We start from the raw sequence: 17342 nt of genomic DNA, 5'->3' as shown, positions 1-17342 counted from the left end.
ACCAACACTTTACCAGACGGGATAACAGACACTTGAAGTTACTGGCAATTGATACCTCCGCTGATGCCTGCTCCGTGGCGCTGCTTGATGGCAGCGACCTGAGCGGGCATCTCCGTGTTGAGCCCCGGGGGCACACCCGCCTGATCATGCCAATGGTCAGGCAGCTGCTCCAGGAGCAGGGTGTCGCCATGGGGGATCTCGACGCACTGGCCTTCGCAGCGGGCCCTGGATCTTTCACCGGGTTGCGCATCGCCACCGGAGTGATCCAGGGGCTGGCCTGGGGGCTGGATATCCCCGTGGTGCCGGTTTCCTCCCTGCAGGCAGTGGCCCTCGCTGTAGCCGAAGAGCAGGACGCCCAGGAAGGCGACGGCATCGCCGTGGCCTTTGATGCAAGGATGGACGAGGTTTACTGGGGGTGCTATCGTCTGACCGCCGGGCTTCCTGAGCCACTGGCACCGGAGCGGGTCTGCCCCCCTGAACAGGTCAGTTTGCCTGAAGGGCCTTTACGATGGCTGGCGGGCGGCAGTGGATGGCGCTATGCTGAGCGCATGCCTGACAATGTGGTGAGCCGGGTAGCATCTCCGGAAACGGGAATGGTTCCCGACGCCCGCTTTGTTGTCCGTCTGGCTGCCGATGCCTGGGAAAAAGGTGTCGCGGTACCGGCGGCTGAGGCCCAGCCCGTTTACCTGCGGGACGAAGTGACCTGGAAGAAGCTTCCAGGGCGTTAACCAGACACGGTCCGGAAACCTGCCATGATTGGTGGACTCAACCCCAACAATCCGTATATCGGTACCAACGTTGCCCGCGAACGCAACGATGGTGCCCGTGCGCCGGCGGCCCGCCCAGAGGTCCTGGCCGATGATCGGCAGCAGGCCCGTGTTGTTCCGGCTGGCAACGGTACCACCGACAACGCAGGCGCTTCTCCGACGGAAGACACCGAAGGCTACCTGCGCCGGGTCCAGGCCCGGGCTGCCGCGGAAGACACGCGCCTCGAGCCTTTCCGCTCCGATGATATCCCCATGGCGAACCTTCGAGCGTTACAGGCCTTTGCGGCTGTGGCCAGCCAGCGCGAAGGGATGGATGGTTATGACGCTGAGCTGGCAGGTATCGATATTCGCGTCTGATACCGTTTTCCTTGAGCAGCCCCAACCATTGCCGCATCCGCCTGAGCAGACCCCTTGCCAATGAACCAGCCTATTGAACAGGACTCCAGTGACGCAGGGCACCTGCCTCCGGTGGGGTGTGCCAGCGATGAACTTTCAGGGCGGGCAGCAGCGCTGGCAACCCGCCTTGGCGTCCCCTGGCTGGGTGTGGTATCGCCAAGGCACATTGATGATCACCCCAGAATACTCTTCCTGGATGACCATGGTCTCAGCCTCCAGGCCACAGGTCGCAAAGCTCCAGGCCCGGTGAGGGCTGAATTCGTCGCCGGCAAGGCCGGCTACCGGCTGGCCCACGGCGGCGGCACCGGCCAGCTGATCGCACGTGCTGTGGGCCTCAAACGCACCCATCAGACCCTGCATATCCTGGACGCCACCGCCGGCCTGGGCCAGGACGCCTTCGTCCTCGCCGGCCTGGGCCACAGGGTTACCCTGCTGGAACGTTCCCCGGTTATCCATGCTTTGCTCGAAGACGGCCTGGCCCGTGCCGCAGCCGACGAAACCACCGCCCCGGTAATCGCCCGAATGACACTGATCCTGGCCGACAGCATCCAGTGGTTACAGGACAGGGCAGGGCAGGAACCCGTTGCTGATGTCATCCACCTTGACCCCATGTTCCCCCACCGTGACAAGTCCGCTGCGGTGAAAAAAGAAATGCAACTCTTCCGCCCGGTCGTCGGCGACGACCCGGATGCCGCCGCCCTTCTCACGGCAGCGCTGGCCTGCGCCCGCTACCGGGTCGTGGTAAAACGCTCGCGAAGGGCCCCGGCTATCCCTGGCCCGGCCCCGGCCCTGAAGCTTGAAGGGAAAAGCAGTCGATACGACGTTTACCCGTTGCAGGCGTTGCCAGCCGACTGACTCACTCAGGCCGATTCAACTGGGTCACCTGCGCAATCGCCTGCCGCTTCTCCACGCTCAGCACCAGCCGCGCATCCTCCGACACCTCTTCCAGCTCCCGGGTATAACTCAGCCGGTCATCCTCGCCGGCAACAATCACGCCATTGCCTGCGAGCTCCCCGATAAAGTTTCGGAACAGCGTCTTGTCAAAGAACTCGGGCGCATTCAGACCGAACAGCAGCGACATGCGCTCTGCCATCAGCGCACTCTCTTCCTCGAGCTCCTCCGCCGTCAGAACCCCTGGCCCATGCTTGCGCAGGGTTGCAATCACAATGTAATAGCGCTCCAGGGTCTGGATGATGAATCGCGATAACGTGTGCAGCTGAAGCCGTGCGTCGGTACCTTCCTCCGGCCCCATCACACGGTCGCCATCCGCGCGCAGAATGCCGTGATCTGACAGGGTGCCGATCCAGCGGTCCACCTCTACACCCACGGTTTCCGGGTCATACCGCAGAAACAGCTCTGAGTGCAGGTACGGGTAGATCGCACTGGCCAGGAAAATGACCTTGTCACGGGCCATAGACGTGCAGTTTTCGAACAGGCAGGCAATCAGCGCGGGCAGGGCGAACAGGTGCTGGATATTGTTACGATAATAGGTCATTAGCGTGGCATTGGTACCATCCAGCCCGATGATGTCGCCCAGCTTCTGGGGGTAACGCCCCACCAGTCCCATGGTTTCGCAGTAGCGGATCCATTCCATGCCGTCGCCTTCGGGAAAAGTCACCGTTTCAGCGTAGGTGTGCGTCTTAAGCAAGCTGAGGTAGTGGTCCATCATGGCTGCCAGTTGCCGCTCATCCATGGCAAGGCGCTCGGTGGCCAGCAGCAGGGTTGCTACCAGGTTAACCGGGTTTACTGCGGCGGCGGAATTGATACCGGTGGTTACGTGGCGGGCGAGGTGGTCCACCGCATCCGGTAACCAGGCCGGCCGGGCCTCGGCGCCCACGGCCTCATGCTTCCAGCCGGGCCGGGCCTGCTCCAGGGCTTCGTCCAGGAAGATTGCCTCGCCGAAATTCACCGATACCTTGCCGAAGGAGCTGCGCAGTTTGCGCGCCGTCTTGGCCAGGCCTACAACACTCTCCTGCTTCTTTTTCTTGCCACGCAGCTCGCCCAGGTAGGAGCGGCCTTCCATAACCTTTTCATAGCCGATATACACCGGCACCAGCACAATGGGTTTTTTGTGGTCACGAAGGAAACTGCGAACGGTCATCGACAGCATGCCAGGTCGGGGCTGCAGGGTGCGACCGGTGCGGCTGCGCCCGCCCTCCACGAAATATTCCACCGAATAGCCCCGGGTAAACATCACATGCATGTACTCGTTGAACACGGCGGAGTAAAGCGGGTTGTCCCGGAAACTGCGGCGCATGAAAAACGCCCCGCCACGCCGCAGGATCGGCCCAACCACCGGCATGTTCAGGTTGATGCCCGCCGCGATATGGGGCGGCATCAGGCCGTTGCGGTAGAGCACGTAGGAGAGCAGCAGGTAGTCAATATGTGAGCGGTGGCAGGGCACGTAGACCACGGCATTCTCTTCGGCGACTTCCTGGACTTCCCGGATATTGTTGATACGGATGCCGTTGTAGATGCGGTTCCACAGCCAGCTCAGCAATACCTCCAGGATGCGGATGGTGGCGATAGACATGCTGGAGGCAATCTCATTGGCATACTCGTAGGCCCTTGCCCGGACCTTGTCCGGGTGTTCGTCTTCCCGGCGGGCTGTCTCGCGAATGGCTTCACGCACCGCAGGGGTGCGGATCAGGTCCGCCACCAGGGTGCGACGGTGCGACAGGTCCGGCCCCAGCACCGCCTGGCGCACCCGGCGGAAATGGGTGCGCAGCAACCGGGCGGTCTTGCGGTTGGCCCTGGCCTTGCTGCGGTGGTGTTCCCGCACAATATCAGCCAGTGACATGGGCTCACCGAAGCGTACCAGGGTGTTGCGGCCATGCAGCAGGATGATGAGGAATTTCTGGAAGCGCCCCGCCACGGACCAGGTATCGGACAGCAGCAGTTTGAGCACCGATTTTTCCTTGTCCGGCGACCGCCCCCAGAACAGCGATACCGGCACCAGCTGGATGTCCAGGGTGGGGTCCTCGACGGACAGGTTCACCAGCTGTTCCATCTGTGGTGTCATTACCGGTGTCAGGCGTGGGCTGAAGCTGCTGCGGGCCCGGCGGTACAGAAAGCAGAAGGAATGGTTCAGACCGCCATGCACGGCCATGGGTGCACTGGCTGAAGGCAGCCCGGCACGAGCCACTTCCTGTTCAAGTACCAGCCTGCTGGAGAGGGAGCTGTACTGCATGACGTAGCAGACAGGCCGCTCCGGATCCAGCTTCAGCTCGTCCTTGCCGGCCCCCAGTACATCGGTACGGACCCACAGGAACAGGACCTTGCGCAGCAGTGTCGTGATGGCACCGGAAACAGCCGGGAACAATCGCATTCAGTCAGACTCCGGACAGGGCGAAACAGGGCCACAAGTTTACTTGGTCGGGGGCGCGGGACAAAGGCGAGAATATGGTACATTGCTCCTTTTGAGATTACCGTGGAGTACCCGATGGCAAACTGGAACGCGGGCTGGTCCCGCAAGGCCCCGGAGGCAGATGACCTGGTCATCGCCATGAACGGTCCTGAGATATGGTGCCCCGAGGACGACTGGTACCACCGCTGGGGCAGTGTTGATGGCGCCCTGGACGACGGTACCGAGCCGGTCTATGTGGGCGAGCTGGATGGTCGTAACGTGTATGTGGCCAGCGTTGACCCCGGTATGCTTCTGTATCTGACCCGACCGGTCCATCTCCGGGAAGCCCTGCTGACCATGCCGGACGCCCCGGCGGAAGTGCTGGGCACCGCGGCCCAGGTCCAGCAGTGGTTCCGGGACCATCGGTACTGTGGCCGCTGTGGAACCGAAACCGGTTTCCATCCCAATGAGCGGGCCCGTTGGTGCGAGCCCTGTGGCATGCCTTTCTATCCGCGGCTGGCCCCCTGTGTAATCGTTGTGATTCGCCGGGGTGATCGCTTCCTGCTGGCCCGCTCCACCAGGGCAAAGAGTTACTTCTTCAGCCTGATTGCCGGATTCGTGGAGCCGGGTGAGAGTGCGGAAGAGGCGGTCGCCCGTGAGACCCTCGAGGAAACCGGCCTGACCGTGACCAATGTCCGGTACTGGACCTCCCAGCCCTGGCCCTTCCCCCATCAGCTGATGCTGGGCTTCTTTGCGGATTATGAATCCGGGGACCTGGTCCTCCAGGAAGATGAAATCGCCGAAGCGGACTGGTTCACGCCAGACGAGCATCCCCCCATACCACCGGAAACCACCATCGCCGGGCGGCTGATACTCCGGTTGAAAGAAGAAATGCTGGGGGAACACGGAGCTTGAAGTCGGCAGCTCCGGGCCGGGTGCCCGAAATACTGGTGTTTGATTCGGGCATTGGTGGCCTGAGCATTGCCCGTTGCCTGCACCGGCAGGTGCCGGCGGCAAGGCTCACCCATGTGGCCGATAACGCCGGTTTTCCTTACGGTAACCAGCCCGAGGGAACGGTAACCGGGCGCACCGTGACCCTGGTGATGGAGCAGCTGCGGGAGCGGCCGTTCGATGTCATTGTGGTCGCCTGTAATACCGCGAGCACGGTGGCCTTGCCAGCCCTGAGGGCCGCTACCGATATCCCGGTGGTGGGCGTGGTGCCTGCCATCAAGCCGGCTTCCGCCGTGTCGGAGAATCGCCGTATCGGCCTGCTGGCCACCCCGGCTACCGTGCGCCGGCCGTACCTGGAAGACCTGATCGACGAGTTTGCAGCAGACTGCCTTGTCGAGCGGGTAGGGCACCCCGAGCTTGTTACCTGGATTGAAGACTGGGCCAGGGGGCGCCCGATGCCGGAACCTGCCTTGTCGGTCGCCCTGCAGCCGTTTCGGGAGGCAGGGGTGGATACCCTGGTGCTGGGTTGCACCCATTACCCCCTGATCACAGAAACCTTGCAGAAACTGCTGCCGGAGGTCCGCTTCTGGGTGGATTCCGGAGAGGCGATTGCCCGGCGCACCCTGTACCTGCTGGAACAGGCCGGGTTTGACAGAGATGCCCTGCAACGCTTTCAGTCTTCAGGGCACCGCTGCCTGTTTTCCGGACCGGTGATGGATGACATCGACCGTTTCCTGGATGCCGTTGGGTTCTGCCGGTTTTGATGGCACGCGTGGCCAGGCCGGGGCATCATTGACTGCCAGGTGTCAGGCGCTACTGGCGATCGGCAAGGCCTGGTGGCCCAGCAGTTCAGCAACCCGGTATCCCGGTTGCGCTCGGCCAAACAGGAAGCCCTGTACCAGGTCGCAATCGCTGGTGGACAGATAGTCCAGCTGATCCTGTGTTTCCACACCTTCCGCTACGATTTCCAGCTTCAGGCCCTGGGCCATGGCAATGATGGCGTTCACAATGCAGGCGCCGTCGTTCCCTGACCGAATACCGTGTACGAATGACCGGTCTATCTTGAGGGTATGAATGGGCAGGTGGTGAAGGTAGTTCAGAGAGGAATAGCCGGTACCGAAGTCGTCGATTGCAATGCGAACGCCGTGTCCGGCGAGTTCCCGGAGGGTGTGGCTGACCTGCTCCAGGTCGTTCATGATGACGTTTTCGGTGATTTCGATCTCAAGGTTGGCCGGCGGAAAACCGATCTGTCGCAGTTGTGACATCAGCCGTTCAGTGAACAGCGGGTGCTCTACCTGGACGGGGGACAGGTTAACCGCCAGCCGGAGGTCCTGGTGCCCCGCGGCTATCCACTGGCCCACTTCTTCACAGGCATTCTTCAGAACCTGGTGGCTGATTTCAGAGATCAGGTTGGTCTCCGAGGCCAGTGGCAGGAAATCCGCAGGCAACAGCAGGCCCCGTTCCGGGTGCTGCCAGCGTACAAGGGCTTCAAGTCCGGTTATACGGCGAGTGCGCAGGCACACCTGGGGCTGGTAATGCACTCTGAGTTCACCCTCGCTGATGGCTCTGCGAAGGTCCCGCTCCAGGGTCAGTCGCTCACTGGAGTCCACGGTCATGCTGCTATCGAAGAAGCAATAGCCGTCCTTGCCGCGGGACTTGACCTGGTACATGGCCAGGTCCGCATTGCGGATCAGATGTTCAATCGTGTCCCCGGCTTCGGGAAACATGGCGATGCCGATACTGACGCCAATATAGATATCCTGGTTGTCCAGCACAAAGGGCTCACGCAGTGTATCGATCAGCTTGTTGGCGATGACGGCGGCGTGTTCCCGGTCCGGCACGGCAGGCAATAGCAGGGTGAACTCATCACCACCGAAGCGGGAGAGCGTATCTCCCTTGCGGAGGCATCTCTCAAGGCGTTGGGTAACGGCCTGGAGCAGGCGGTCACCTACGGTGTGGCCAAGGGTGTCATTGATGATCTTGAACCGGTCCAGGTCCAGGAACATGACGGCCAGCTGCTGATGATGTCGGCTGGCGTGGTTGAGCGCCATGTTGAGCCGATCCCTGAACAGGGCCCGGTTGGGCAAGCGGGTAAGCAGGTCATGGTAGGCCTGGAAACTGATAAAGGCCTCGGCTTCCTTGCGCTCAGTGACGTCGCGGGCGATGCCGTAATAGCGGGCATGGAGGCTCAGGTCGCTGTACTCCCTGTCGCCCAGGGTGCGCCAGCTGTCATCACTGATTGGGAAAGCGGTAATTTCGAAGTGTCGTGTCGCCCGGTCTGAGCCGCTGGCCCGCAGGCAGACCTCAAAGGAAACCGGGTGATCTGCGCTGATACCGGGATTCTTGAGTGCCAGCTTGCTCCTGGATGCTTCCTCATCGTCCAGCAACAAGCGAAAGTGCTTTCCCAGCAGGTCTGCCGGCTGGTAGCCGAGCAGGTTGACGACCTTGCGGTTCAGGAAGCAGAAGCGGCCCTGCCCATCCAGCATGAAGACAATATCTGGCGAGTTGTTGACGATGTACCGGTGCAGGGATTCAGACTTCTCAAGCCTTTGCTGGACATCTTCATGGGCCTGCATCAGGGACTGCTTGCCCAAAACATTCTCGAGCGTGGCCAGCACTTCGTCCGGATCGAACGGTTTACGGATATAGTCGCTGGCACCCCGTCTCAGGGCCCGGCTGACAGCGCGGAATGAGGTCTCGCCGCTGACCACTACCAGGGCGCAGTCCGGTTGCAGGCGAGAGGCCTCCTCCATCACCTGGAACCCATCCCTGCCCGGCATGTTCAGGTCCAGCAATGCCATGGTGAAGCGGTGTTCCTGTAACAATCGACAGGCCTCGCTGCCGTTGCTGGCAGTAACCGGTCGAAACCCGTGATCACTGAGCAGGCTAGCAAGGCTGGCCAGCAGGCGCGGATTGTCATCGGCCACCAGGACCTGTTGCCGGGCCCGGAGCCGGTCGGACTCAGAATCGCTTGTCTGGATCATCGCACGTCGCTCATTCACCCTGGCCGGTTTTACCCCCGCCTATCGAGGGTTGTCGTGGCGCCCTGGTCGCGGTGGCTACCCTGGGCCGTTACCGGTCTTCTGTTGGTGTCCACGCCGGAAACAGCAGACGGAACAAGGTCCCCGAATGGCTGCTCTGGCAACTGATGATAGCATCCATGTCATCCATTAACTGCTTGACGATACTCAGGCCCAGGCCGCTATGGGCCCCGCCCTTGGCGGAGGTTACCGGCTCGAACAACTGACGTTTGACTGCATCCGGTAGCCCGGGGCCGTTATCCTCGATGATAAGCTCCACCCACTGCCGGTTCTGTTGCCACATCGGTGCGGCCGTTCGGACCAATACCTGGACGCCACCCCCCGGTCGACTTTCCGCAGCATTGCGGAGGAGGTTCAGCAGCACCTGGCGGACCTGGGGAGCAGGCACGTCCACCGCTGTACCCTCGTTACACAGTTCAAGGCGGCAATGGGTCTGGAGGTCGCGGAACAGGCCTTCGGTCAACAGGTCCGTCAGGGCCAGCACTTCCTGGTTGATCTCCGCGTTACCATGACCTGCCGGTAACAGGAAGTCATCACTGCTGCCCTGACTGGTCAGTTCTGCCAGAAGGTCGCTGGCCCTGGCAAGCTCCTCTTCAATTATGTCGATATCCCGTTCGCCGCCGGGGTCCGACAGGTGAGAGCGCAGGCGAGCAAGGTATTGTCGCACGACGGTCAGTGGATTGTTGATTTCATGGACCTGGCGGCGAACCTGCTCGGGCGTAATGGTTGCTACTGATGTTTCTGCGCTGGCGATCAGGTCGCCAGCCAGCAGGTCGCGAACGGCAGCAACCGTCAGGCGCCGGGTTGCCCCCGCTCCGTCATAGCTGGCTTTACCGGGTATGCCCATATCGTGGGCCAGGTCCAGGGTTTCCAGTCGAATACGCCGGAGTATCTCTGCACTGAGCTCCTCTTCGAGCCCGAACAGGGTCCTTGCCATGACCAGGCCATGCCCCTCCCGTGTTACGAGCTGCACGGCCACCGCGGTCATCCGGCCAAGGTGCCCTGCGCTGAGCAACCCGGTTGCATCGTCGAGTTGCCGGTTCAGGGCGTGCTGAATGTCCACGTCCAGTTTCCAGTGTTCCGCGAGACGGGCACTAAGCTCAGGGTAGGGTGTTTCGCGAGGCCTGTCAGGCTCCGCAACTTCCTGTCGCAGCAGAAGCAGCCGACCCGCATTGTGGAGCATGCCGGTGAGAAAGGCGGTGTCAGGTTCGGGGTAGCGTGTCAGCCTTGCCAGCGCACGTGACGTCAGTGCCACGGCCAGGGCGTCGTGCCAGAAACCGTGAAGGGCCTGCCAGTGTCCCTCTGCCATTTCGAAGAGCAATTGCTGCAAGGCGGCTGTTAGCACCAGGTTGCTCAGCCGGTCTGTACCCAGACGGAGCAGTGCTTGCTCGAGCGTGGTTACCGGTTGGGGCAAGTGCGCCGCAGCGCCGTTTGCCAGGGTGAGAACCCTTGCGGTAAGTGCCGGGTCCTGGTGGATAATGTCGGTTATCCTGCGGTAGCTGTCGTGCTCACGGCAGGCCTCCAGGGCCCTGAGATGGACCTCCGGTAGCGTGGGCAGGGGTTCGGTAACCGACGTTTGTGTCATGGCATTTTGTTAAGTTGCGTAAACAAATGTTACATGTCAGTGGCTTAGCATAGCTAATAAAAGTGACATATCAAGTAATTTCTGTCGATAAAATAAACACTTTACTCGCACGTTCCCGGGAGTCGGCAGGACAGGTATGATAGTGCCTTGGTAGTAGGCGCCTGTCACCTGGCGCTCGTGGAAAGGGATTATGGTCCGGGATGGCTGTCAGCGAATCGTTTAGTCAGAAGTCAGATGATCGTGGTCCTGCCAGCCCGGGGGGTAATGGCAGGGCGCCCGACGTTGTCGCCCTTACCGGTGGCAAGGGTGGCGTGGGCAAGACCTCGGTGGCTGTTAACCTGGCGCTTACCATGGCACGCCAGGGCCGGCGAGTGCTGTTGCTTGATGGGGATACTGACCTTGCCAACGTGAGCATCCTCCTGGGGCAGTATCCGCAGCGTACCCTGGAGCATGCCATCACGGGGCATTGCCCGTTGAACGATGTCATCATGGAGGGACCGTACGGCCTGCATGTCATCGCAGGCGCCTCGGGTGTTCAGCGCTGTATGGATGCGGATGTTGAAGACGCCGGGCTGATTCTTCAGCAGTTGGCCTCGCTGGAGCGTAATTACGACATTATCCTGATTGATACCGCGTCCGGCCTGCGTCCGGCGGGTCTGCACATGATTGCCCTGGCGGCAATGGCCTGTGTGGTGATTACCCCGGACCCCGCCTCACTGACCGATGCCTTTTCCCTGCTGCGAGTGCTTCAGCGTCGCGGGTACCGGCGGGTGCCGGGCGTTATTGTCAACATGGCATCAGGGCCATCACAGGCACAATCGGTCCATCACCGTTTTGCCGGTGCGGTTCGCAAGCACCTTTCCATGGACGTTGATTATATAGGCGCAGTCTGGCGGGATGAGTCCATTCGTCAGTCTGTGGAACTGCAAAGACCGGTGGCCACGCTGGCGGAGACTGACCCTTCCTTCAAGCAGTTTATAACCCTGGCCGACCAGGTGAACCGCCACCTGATGCACCGCCCCTCCAGCAAGGCAGGGATAGCGGCGTACTGGCAGCATCGTACCCGACTGTCCAGCGCGCCCAGCGAGGGGGCCTCATCAGAGGCAGGCACTGAGCCATCTGTGGCGTCACCCCAGGCGGCAGCCCCCGCGCCGGATGTGCCTGCAATGCACTCACCGGAGCCTGGCCGTCCGGCCCCCATCCAGTGTCAGGACCTTTTCCGCCAGTTGGAGGCGCTGCTGGAAGACCACTCCGACGACCGACTGCTCCAGCAGGAGGCATTGAAGTGTACCTCTGCACTGCTGTTGCGCATTGCTGCTGGCTCCAGTGACGTCGATGAAAAGTCGGCGCCGGGCTACAGTATCGCCGATTTTGGCTCACAACGGGCCTTGCTCGAGCGTCTGAGGTCGGAGCCGGACTCGGTTCGGGTGGATGGCTTTCTGGCAGGTTTTTCCGGTGCTTGTGAGCAGTAAATCGACAGTTTAAATCCCGCTGCCTGACTCCATACTGTCATGGTCCCCATGGCAAACTCGCGCCTGCAGGCACACGTAATGACGGCGTTTCTGATCTGGCCCGCATTATGCAAATCTTCCGGACAGCAGACGAGAAGGAGTTCAACCGAGATGACCCACCTGTTTCCTGAATCTGACGATGCCGAATCCTCGGTCCGCCGTGCCCTTGAGGGCAAGCATATCCTGATTACCGGCACCACCGGGTTCCTGGGCAAGGCTGTACTGGAAAAACTGATCCGTGCGGTGCCGGAGGTCGGGGGTATACATGTACTGGTTAGAGGCAATGCCCGCCATCCTGATGCCCGAGAGCGTTTCTACAGTGAGATTGCCAGCGCCAGCGTGTTCGAGCGACTTCGTAACCAGGATAACGAGGGTTTCGAGGCCTTCCTGGAAGAGAAGGTCCATTGTGTCCAGGGTGAACTTACCCGGCCGCGGTTTGGCTTGACCGACGCCGAGCACGGGCGCCTCGCCAGCCGGGTGGACCTGGTGATCAACTCTGCCGCCAGCGTCAACTTCCGGGAAGAGCTGGACAAGGCCCTGAGCATCAACACGCTCTGCCTGGATAATTTGGCAGCGCTTGCCAGGGCCGGCGGTGGCACGCCAGTGGTGCAGGTGTCCACCTGCTACGTTAATGGCATGAACAGTGGCAACATCGGCGAGGACATTATCAAGCCTGCGGGTGCAGCCATCCCCCGTCGCGAGCATGGCTACTATTGTACCGAAGCGCTGGTGCGCCTGCTCCACGACAAGGTCACCGACGTTCGCTCCCGCTACGCCGGCAAGCAACTGGAAAAGAAACTGGTAGAGTTGGGCATTCGCGAAGCCAATCACTATGGCTGGAGTGACACCTATACCTTTACCAAGTGGCTGGGTGAGCAGCGCTTGATGGAGGCGCTGTCAGACCAGGCCCTGACCATTGTGCGCCCATCTATTATTGAAAGCGCCCTGAAAGAACCCATGCCGGGCTGGATCGAAGGGGTCAAGGTGGCAGACGCCATTATCCTGGCCTATGCCCGGGAGAAGGTCACTTTGTTCCCGGGCAACCGTGAAAGTGTGATCGATGTGATCCCGGTGGACCTGGTCGCCAACAGCATCCTGCTGGCCGGCGCCGAGGCCCTGGTGCGGGAGCCGGCACGGCGTATCTACCAGAGTTGCAGCGGGTCAAGGAACCCCATCTCGCTGGGTGAGTTTATCGACCACCTGATGGCCGAGGCGAAGGACAACTACGCCGCCTACGACAAGCTGTTCAGCCGACAACCCAGCAAGCCCTTCATGGCCGTTAACCGAACCCTGTTTGATACGGCGGTGACCGGTATCCGCGTACCCCTGTCGCTGGCCAGCAAGGCCATGAAGATGGCAGGTCACAGTCGGGAGTTGAAGCTGCTCCGCAACCTGGACACCACCCGGGCCCTGGCCACCATTTTCGGCTTTTATACAGCGCCGGACTATGTGTTCCATAACGACAAACTGATGGACCTGGCGGAGCGCATGGGCGACGCCGACCGTGAGCTGTTCTCGGTCGACCCCCGCCGGATCGGCTGGGAAACCTACCTCCGCAAGACCCACCTTGGGGGCCTTAACCGCTATGCCCTGGGCGACCGGCGGGTTTACAGCCTGCGAACCCGTCGCCAGCGCCGGGCGGCCGCAGCCGCCTGACCCGGCTTGCCCTCCTTCCGCCCCGGTACTTTTCACAAGGCCCGGGGCGAACTATCCTTCAAGTATGCAGAGTGGGGCGCATTGACAGCGCCGCAAGCCATTTGTGGACCATTCAACGCTCCCCGGTAGTACGTTGGTCTAATTCAATGGGTGGCCCTTAAATGGTCAGATAGGGCAATTCACTTATTGCAGATGGCGGTTCCTGCGAACTGCCTCTGCACTGTATTTGACAGGTTTCAGGCTCGTAGCACCTGCCGGTCGCCGTAAGACACGGTGTGCCGATGACAAGTTCTGTTCCAACAATTCCGACAACTCAGTAACAGACTCTGTAACGCAAGGGGGAAACAATGACCGACAAGAAGCTATATCCGGTACCCGACCATTTCGCGAAGCGGGCGCTGCTCAGCCGCGAACAATACGAACAGATGTACAAGCAGTCCATCGACGACCCGGATACCTTCTGGGGAGAACATGGTAAGCGACTGGACTGGATCAAGCCTTACAGCAAGGTGAAGAACACCACCTACGATTACAACAACCTGTCCATCAAGTGGTTTGAGGATGGCGTGCTGAACGCCTCCGCCAACTGCCTGGACCGGCACCTGGAGAAGCGTGGCGATCAGACGGCGATCTTCTTTGAAGGTGACGACCCTGCGGAATCCCGCAATGTGACCTATCGTGAACTCCATGCAGAAACGGCCAAGTTCGCCAACGTTCTGAAAACCCTGGGCGTCAAGAAAGGCGACGTGGTCACCATCTACATGCCCATGATCGTGGAAACCGCCGTGGCCATGCTGGCGTGCGCCCGTATTGGCGCCATTCACTCGGTGGTGTTCGGCGGCTTCTCGCCCGAGGCGCTGGGCGCCCGTGTGGAAAACGGCAAGTCCCGCTTCATTGTGACAGCGGACGAAGGCCTTCGCGGCGGCCGCAAGATTCCCCTCAAGAAAAACGTGGACGCGGCCCTTGAAGGCGACTCTGTTCCGAACGTGGAAAAGGTCGTCGTGGTTAGTCGCACCGGTGGCGACGTGCCCTGGGACGCCAGCCGTGACGTTCGCTACGAAGACCTGATGAAAGACGCCTCCGCTGAGTGCCCGCCGGAGCCCATGGGCGCGGAAGATCCGCTGTTCATGCTGTATACCTCCGGCTCGACCGGCGCGCCCAAGGGGGTGCTGCACACCACCGGTGGTTACCTTACCTATGTATCCATGACCCACGAGTACGTCTTTGACTACCAGGACGGCGATGTTTACTGGTGCACGGCGGACTTCGGCTGGGTGACTGGCCACAGCTATATCCTTTACGGGCCGCTGGCCAACGGTGCGATCACGGTCCTGTTCGAGGGTGTGCCAAACTACCCGGACAGTTCCCGCATGGGTCAGGTAGTGGATAAGCACAAGGTCAACGTGTTGTACACCGCCCCAACCGCAATCCGCGCCCTGATGGCTGAAGGCGAAGACTGCATGAAGGGCACCACCCGCGAGAGCCTGCACCTGCTGGGTTCGGTGGGCGAACCCATTAACCCTGAGGCCTGGGAGTGGTATCACCGGGTCATCGGCAATGGCAAGTGCCCGATTGTGGACACCTGGTGGCAGACCGAAACCGGCGGCATCCTGATTTCCCCGCTGCCCGGTGCCGTGGACCTCAAGCCTGGATCCGCCACGGTGCCGTTCTTCGGTGTACAGCCGGCGCTGGTGGACAGCAACGGCAATGTCCTGGAAGGCGCTGCCGAAGGCAACCTGGTCATCATGGACAGCTGGCCCGGCCAGATGCGGACCATCTATGGTGACCACGATCGCTTCAAGCAGACCTACTTCAGCGCCTACCCCGGCATGTACTTCACCGGTGACGGTGCCCGTCGTGACGAAGACGGCTACTACTGGATTACGGGCCGTGTAGATGACGTGCTGAACGTATCAGGCCACCGCCTGGGCACGGCCGAAGTGGAAAGTGCGCTGGTCGCCCACGAAAAGGTAGCGGAAGCCGCCGTGGTAGGCTTCCCCCATGACATCAAGGGTCAGGGTATCTACGTCTATGTCACCCTGGTGCAGGGTGTGGAAGCCACCGAGGAGCTGCGCAAGGAGCTGGTGCAGTGGGTGCGTAAGGAAATCGGCCCCATTGCCTCTCCGGACGTCATCCAGTGGGCGCCTGGCCTGCCCAAGACCCGCTCCGGCAAGATCATGCGCCGCATACTGCGCAAGATCGCCGCCAACGAGCACGATCAGCTGGGTGATACCTCCACCCTGGCCGATCCGGGCGTGGTAGACGAACTGATCAACGAGCGCGCCTTCAAGTAAGCTCGATTGATCGCTGTACCGGTACCCGGTCTGGTCAATGTGCTGACCAGACCGGGTACTGCCGATGCCCGCAGGGTACAACCCCTGCGGGCATCGTCGTATTTGGGGTAGAATAGACGGCAGCCCCGGTGGCTGGCTCGACAATCCGGCTTGTACAGAGCCGGTTCAGCCCTGACGCCGGGTACCAAGCCGGAATAACAAGAGGATGCCCGTGGATGACTCAACACATAATCATCGCTGATGACCACCCGCTGTTCCGTGCGGCGCTGCGCCAGGCTGTAAGCCAGGCGGTCCCTGACGCGGAGGTGGCCGAGGTTGAGAGCATCAAGGCCCTGCAGGCTGCCGTGGAAAAGAAGCCGGACGCCGACCTGGTGCTGCTGGACCTGAACATGCCCGGCGCCCACGGTTTTTCCGGCCTGGTGTTCATGCGCGGCCAGTACCCGGGGCTGCCGGTCGTGGTCGTCTCCGGTTCTGAAGACCTGCAGGTCATGCGCCGCTCCATCGACTACGGCGCCTCCGGTTTCATCCCCAAGTCCGCCCCTCTACCGGAAATCACCGACGCCATCCAGGCGGTGCTGGAAGGGGACATGTGGTTGCCGGAAGGCGTCGCTGAAAAGCTCGAGCAGACGCAGGCGGAAAACACTGACTTCTCCGAGAAACTCGCCTCCCTGACCCCGCAACAGTTCCGGGTATTGGGTATGCTGGCGGAAGGCATGCTCAACAAACAGATCGCCTACGATCTGGACGTCTCCGAAGCCACCATCAAGGCCCACATCACCGCGGTCTTCCGCAAACTCGGCGTGCGCAACCGCACCCAGGCGGTGATCGCGATCCAGCAAATGGAGCTGGACCCGTCGGATACTTCGCTGTCCGGTAGCTAGGTTTTCTTCTGACTCCGTTTTTTTCAAAACCGGATCCTTGCGGGCGAAGATAGCTCCACAGTTCGAGCGCGTGGGGTGAGGGCTTGTTCCGGGACCTTCAAAAACATGGACGTTTTTGAAGAGCCTCCATGGACGGATTCACGGCGTGTCCCGGAACAAGCCCTCACCCCACGCGCTTTGCACGGAATTGAAGGCTACCCCCCTTGTGAATGCTTGATGATATTAACGTTTCCAGGATTGCTGAACGCTCCATAACTAGCGCTTCACAAACTCCAACCTGCCGGGCGCCACCCGCACATCCATCTCCGTCATACCCATCAACCGAGCACCCAGGCTGGTGCCGTCCAGTCGATAAACCGGAATGGTTTCCAGCATTTGCGCCACCACCCGCATGATATTGTCCGTTACCGGCTTCAGCTCACCGCTGCTGAAATAAGGCGTGTCCACGCTGCTTTCCAGCAACTTCAGCCGGCGGATATAGATCGCCTGTTCCTGGCTGTCATACACAGGCGCTCCTTCCACCTTCAGCCTTATGTCAGCCGGGAGCTTCGCCATCAGGGCGTTCAGGGCGACCTGGCCGGACAGGTCTATCACCGCCACATCCCGCCCATCCGGACCAAGGGTGATGTCAGCGTTGTCCAGGGAGAGGCTCAGCGGCGAGCCGGCCTGCAGCTGCTGGCGGTCGTAATTACTGACCGCATCCTGCAGATGGCGCTCCAGTGTGGCCTCACTGATCGTGAGCGGCGAGAAACCGGCACAGCCTGAAAGCAGGGTGACGGCAAGTAACAGGGCAAGCAGGGGGCGCAGGGTCATAGGGATTCCTTCGGTCATGCTGGTGAAGATTGGCTATAGAGTGAATCAGTGGCCTGTGTCAGGCAAGGGCCTGGGTGGCAGTTATTACCCTTACTGCGGGC

13 protein-coding genes are annotated in these 17342 nt (G+C 61.1%); 9 read left to right on the top strand and 4 right to left on the bottom strand.

Annotated elements, in window-relative coordinates; translation table 11 throughout:
- Nucleotides 1-32: 32 nt before the first annotated feature.
- Genes tsaB through LJ360_RS14375 form a run of 3 tightly spaced genes read left to right on the top strand, consistent with a single transcriptional unit; the run spans nucleotide 33 to nucleotide 2018 of the window.
- Nucleotides 33-728, top strand: coding sequence for a tRNA (adenosine(37)-N6)-threonylcarbamoyltransferase complex dimerization subunit type 1 TsaB (gene tsaB, locus LJ360_RS14385; RefSeq protein WP_091852362.1), 696 nt, complete (start codon nucleotides 33-35; stop codon nucleotides 726-728).
- Nucleotides 729-752: 24 nt separating this feature from the next.
- Nucleotides 753-1124 carry a hypothetical protein gene (locus LJ360_RS14380; RefSeq protein WP_091852359.1) on the top strand — a complete coding sequence of 124 codons (372 nt, stop codon included), beginning with the start codon at nucleotides 753-755 and terminating at the stop codon, nucleotides 1122-1124.
- Between the two features lie 60 nt (nucleotides 1125-1184).
- Complete coding sequence (locus tag LJ360_RS14375; protein ID WP_091852356.1) at nucleotides 1185-2018, top strand: class I SAM-dependent methyltransferase; 834 nt, start codon at nucleotides 1185-1187, stop codon at nucleotides 2016-2018.
- 1 nt (nucleotide 2019) lies between these two features.
- Here LJ360_RS14375 and plsB read toward each other — a convergent pair whose 3' ends face one another.
- Nucleotides 2020-4491, bottom strand: coding sequence for a glycerol-3-phosphate 1-O-acyltransferase PlsB (gene plsB / locus LJ360_RS14370; protein WP_091852353.1), 2472 nt, complete (start codon nucleotides 4489-4491; stop codon nucleotides 2020-2022).
- 114 nt (nucleotides 4492-4605) lie between these two features.
- Here plsB and nudC point away from each other — a divergent pair, with 114 nt between their 5' ends.
- Together nudC and murI are read left to right on the top strand one after the other, a co-directional pair.
- The gene (nudC, locus tag LJ360_RS14365; protein ID WP_091852350.1) at nucleotides 4606-5424 is read left to right on the top strand and encodes an NAD(+) diphosphatase; all 819 of its coding nucleotides are present in this window, start codon (nucleotides 4606-4608) and stop codon (nucleotides 5422-5424) included.
- Nucleotides 5421-6224, top strand: a complete 804-nt coding sequence (gene murI / locus LJ360_RS14360; RefSeq protein WP_245742598.1) for a glutamate racemase — start codon at nucleotides 5421-5423, stop codon at nucleotides 6222-6224. Before nudC ends, murI begins: the two co-directional genes overlap by 4 nt.
- Before the next feature lie 42 nt (nucleotides 6225-6266).
- Here the strand turns inward: murI and LJ360_RS14355 are convergent, their stop codons facing one another.
- The gene (locus LJ360_RS14355) at nucleotides 6267-8444 is read right to left on the bottom strand and encodes an EAL domain-containing protein (protein ID WP_091852347.1); all 2178 of its coding nucleotides are present in this window, start codon (nucleotides 8442-8444) and stop codon (nucleotides 6267-6269) included.
- A gap of 88 nt (nucleotides 8445-8532) precedes the next feature.
- Complete coding sequence (locus LJ360_RS14350; protein ID WP_264994402.1) at nucleotides 8533-10086, bottom strand: HDOD domain-containing protein; 1554 nt, start codon at nucleotides 10084-10086, stop codon at nucleotides 8533-8535.
- A 200-nt stretch (nucleotides 10087-10286) separates the two neighbouring features.
- Between LJ360_RS14350 and LJ360_RS14345 the strand changes: the two genes are divergently transcribed.
- The 4 genes from LJ360_RS14345 to LJ360_RS14330 all read left to right on the top strand — a co-directional run bounded on the left by LJ360_RS14345 (nucleotide 10287) and on the right by LJ360_RS14330 (nucleotide 16428).
- A complete protein-coding gene (locus LJ360_RS14345) occupies nucleotides 10287-11558 on the top strand; it encodes a MinD/ParA family protein (protein WP_264994401.1) in 1272 nt (423 codons plus the stop codon).
- A gap of 150 nt (nucleotides 11559-11708) precedes the next feature.
- The gene (locus tag LJ360_RS14340; RefSeq protein WP_264994400.1) at nucleotides 11709-13253 is read left to right on the top strand and encodes a fatty acyl-CoA reductase; all 1545 of its coding nucleotides are present in this window, start codon (nucleotides 11709-11711) and stop codon (nucleotides 13251-13253) included.
- A 347-nt stretch (nucleotides 13254-13600) separates the two neighbouring features.
- The gene (acs, locus tag LJ360_RS14335; protein ID WP_264994399.1) at nucleotides 13601-15547 is read left to right on the top strand and encodes an acetate--CoA ligase; all 1947 of its coding nucleotides are present in this window, start codon (nucleotides 13601-13603) and stop codon (nucleotides 15545-15547) included.
- A gap of 215 nt (nucleotides 15548-15762) precedes the next feature.
- Nucleotides 15763-16428, top strand: a complete 666-nt coding sequence (locus LJ360_RS14330) for a response regulator transcription factor (protein WP_091852331.1) — start codon at nucleotides 15763-15765, stop codon at nucleotides 16426-16428.
- 255 nt (nucleotides 16429-16683) lie between these two features.
- Here the strand turns inward: LJ360_RS14330 and LJ360_RS14325 are convergent, their stop codons facing one another.
- Nucleotides 16684-17241 carry a DUF1439 domain-containing protein gene (locus LJ360_RS14325; protein WP_264994398.1) on the bottom strand — a complete coding sequence of 186 codons (558 nt, stop codon included), beginning with the start codon at nucleotides 17239-17241 and terminating at the stop codon, nucleotides 16684-16686.
- Nucleotides 17242-17342: the final 101 nt, after the last annotated feature.

The sequence above is a fragment of the Marinobacter sp. AN1 genome, assembly GCF_026013985.1.
Taxonomy (GTDB): Bacteria; Pseudomonadota; Gammaproteobacteria; order Pseudomonadales; family Oleiphilaceae; genus Marinobacter; species Marinobacter segnicrescens.
Note: the sequence above shows the minus strand (reverse complement) of the source record. Positions and strands in the feature narration are given on the sequence as shown.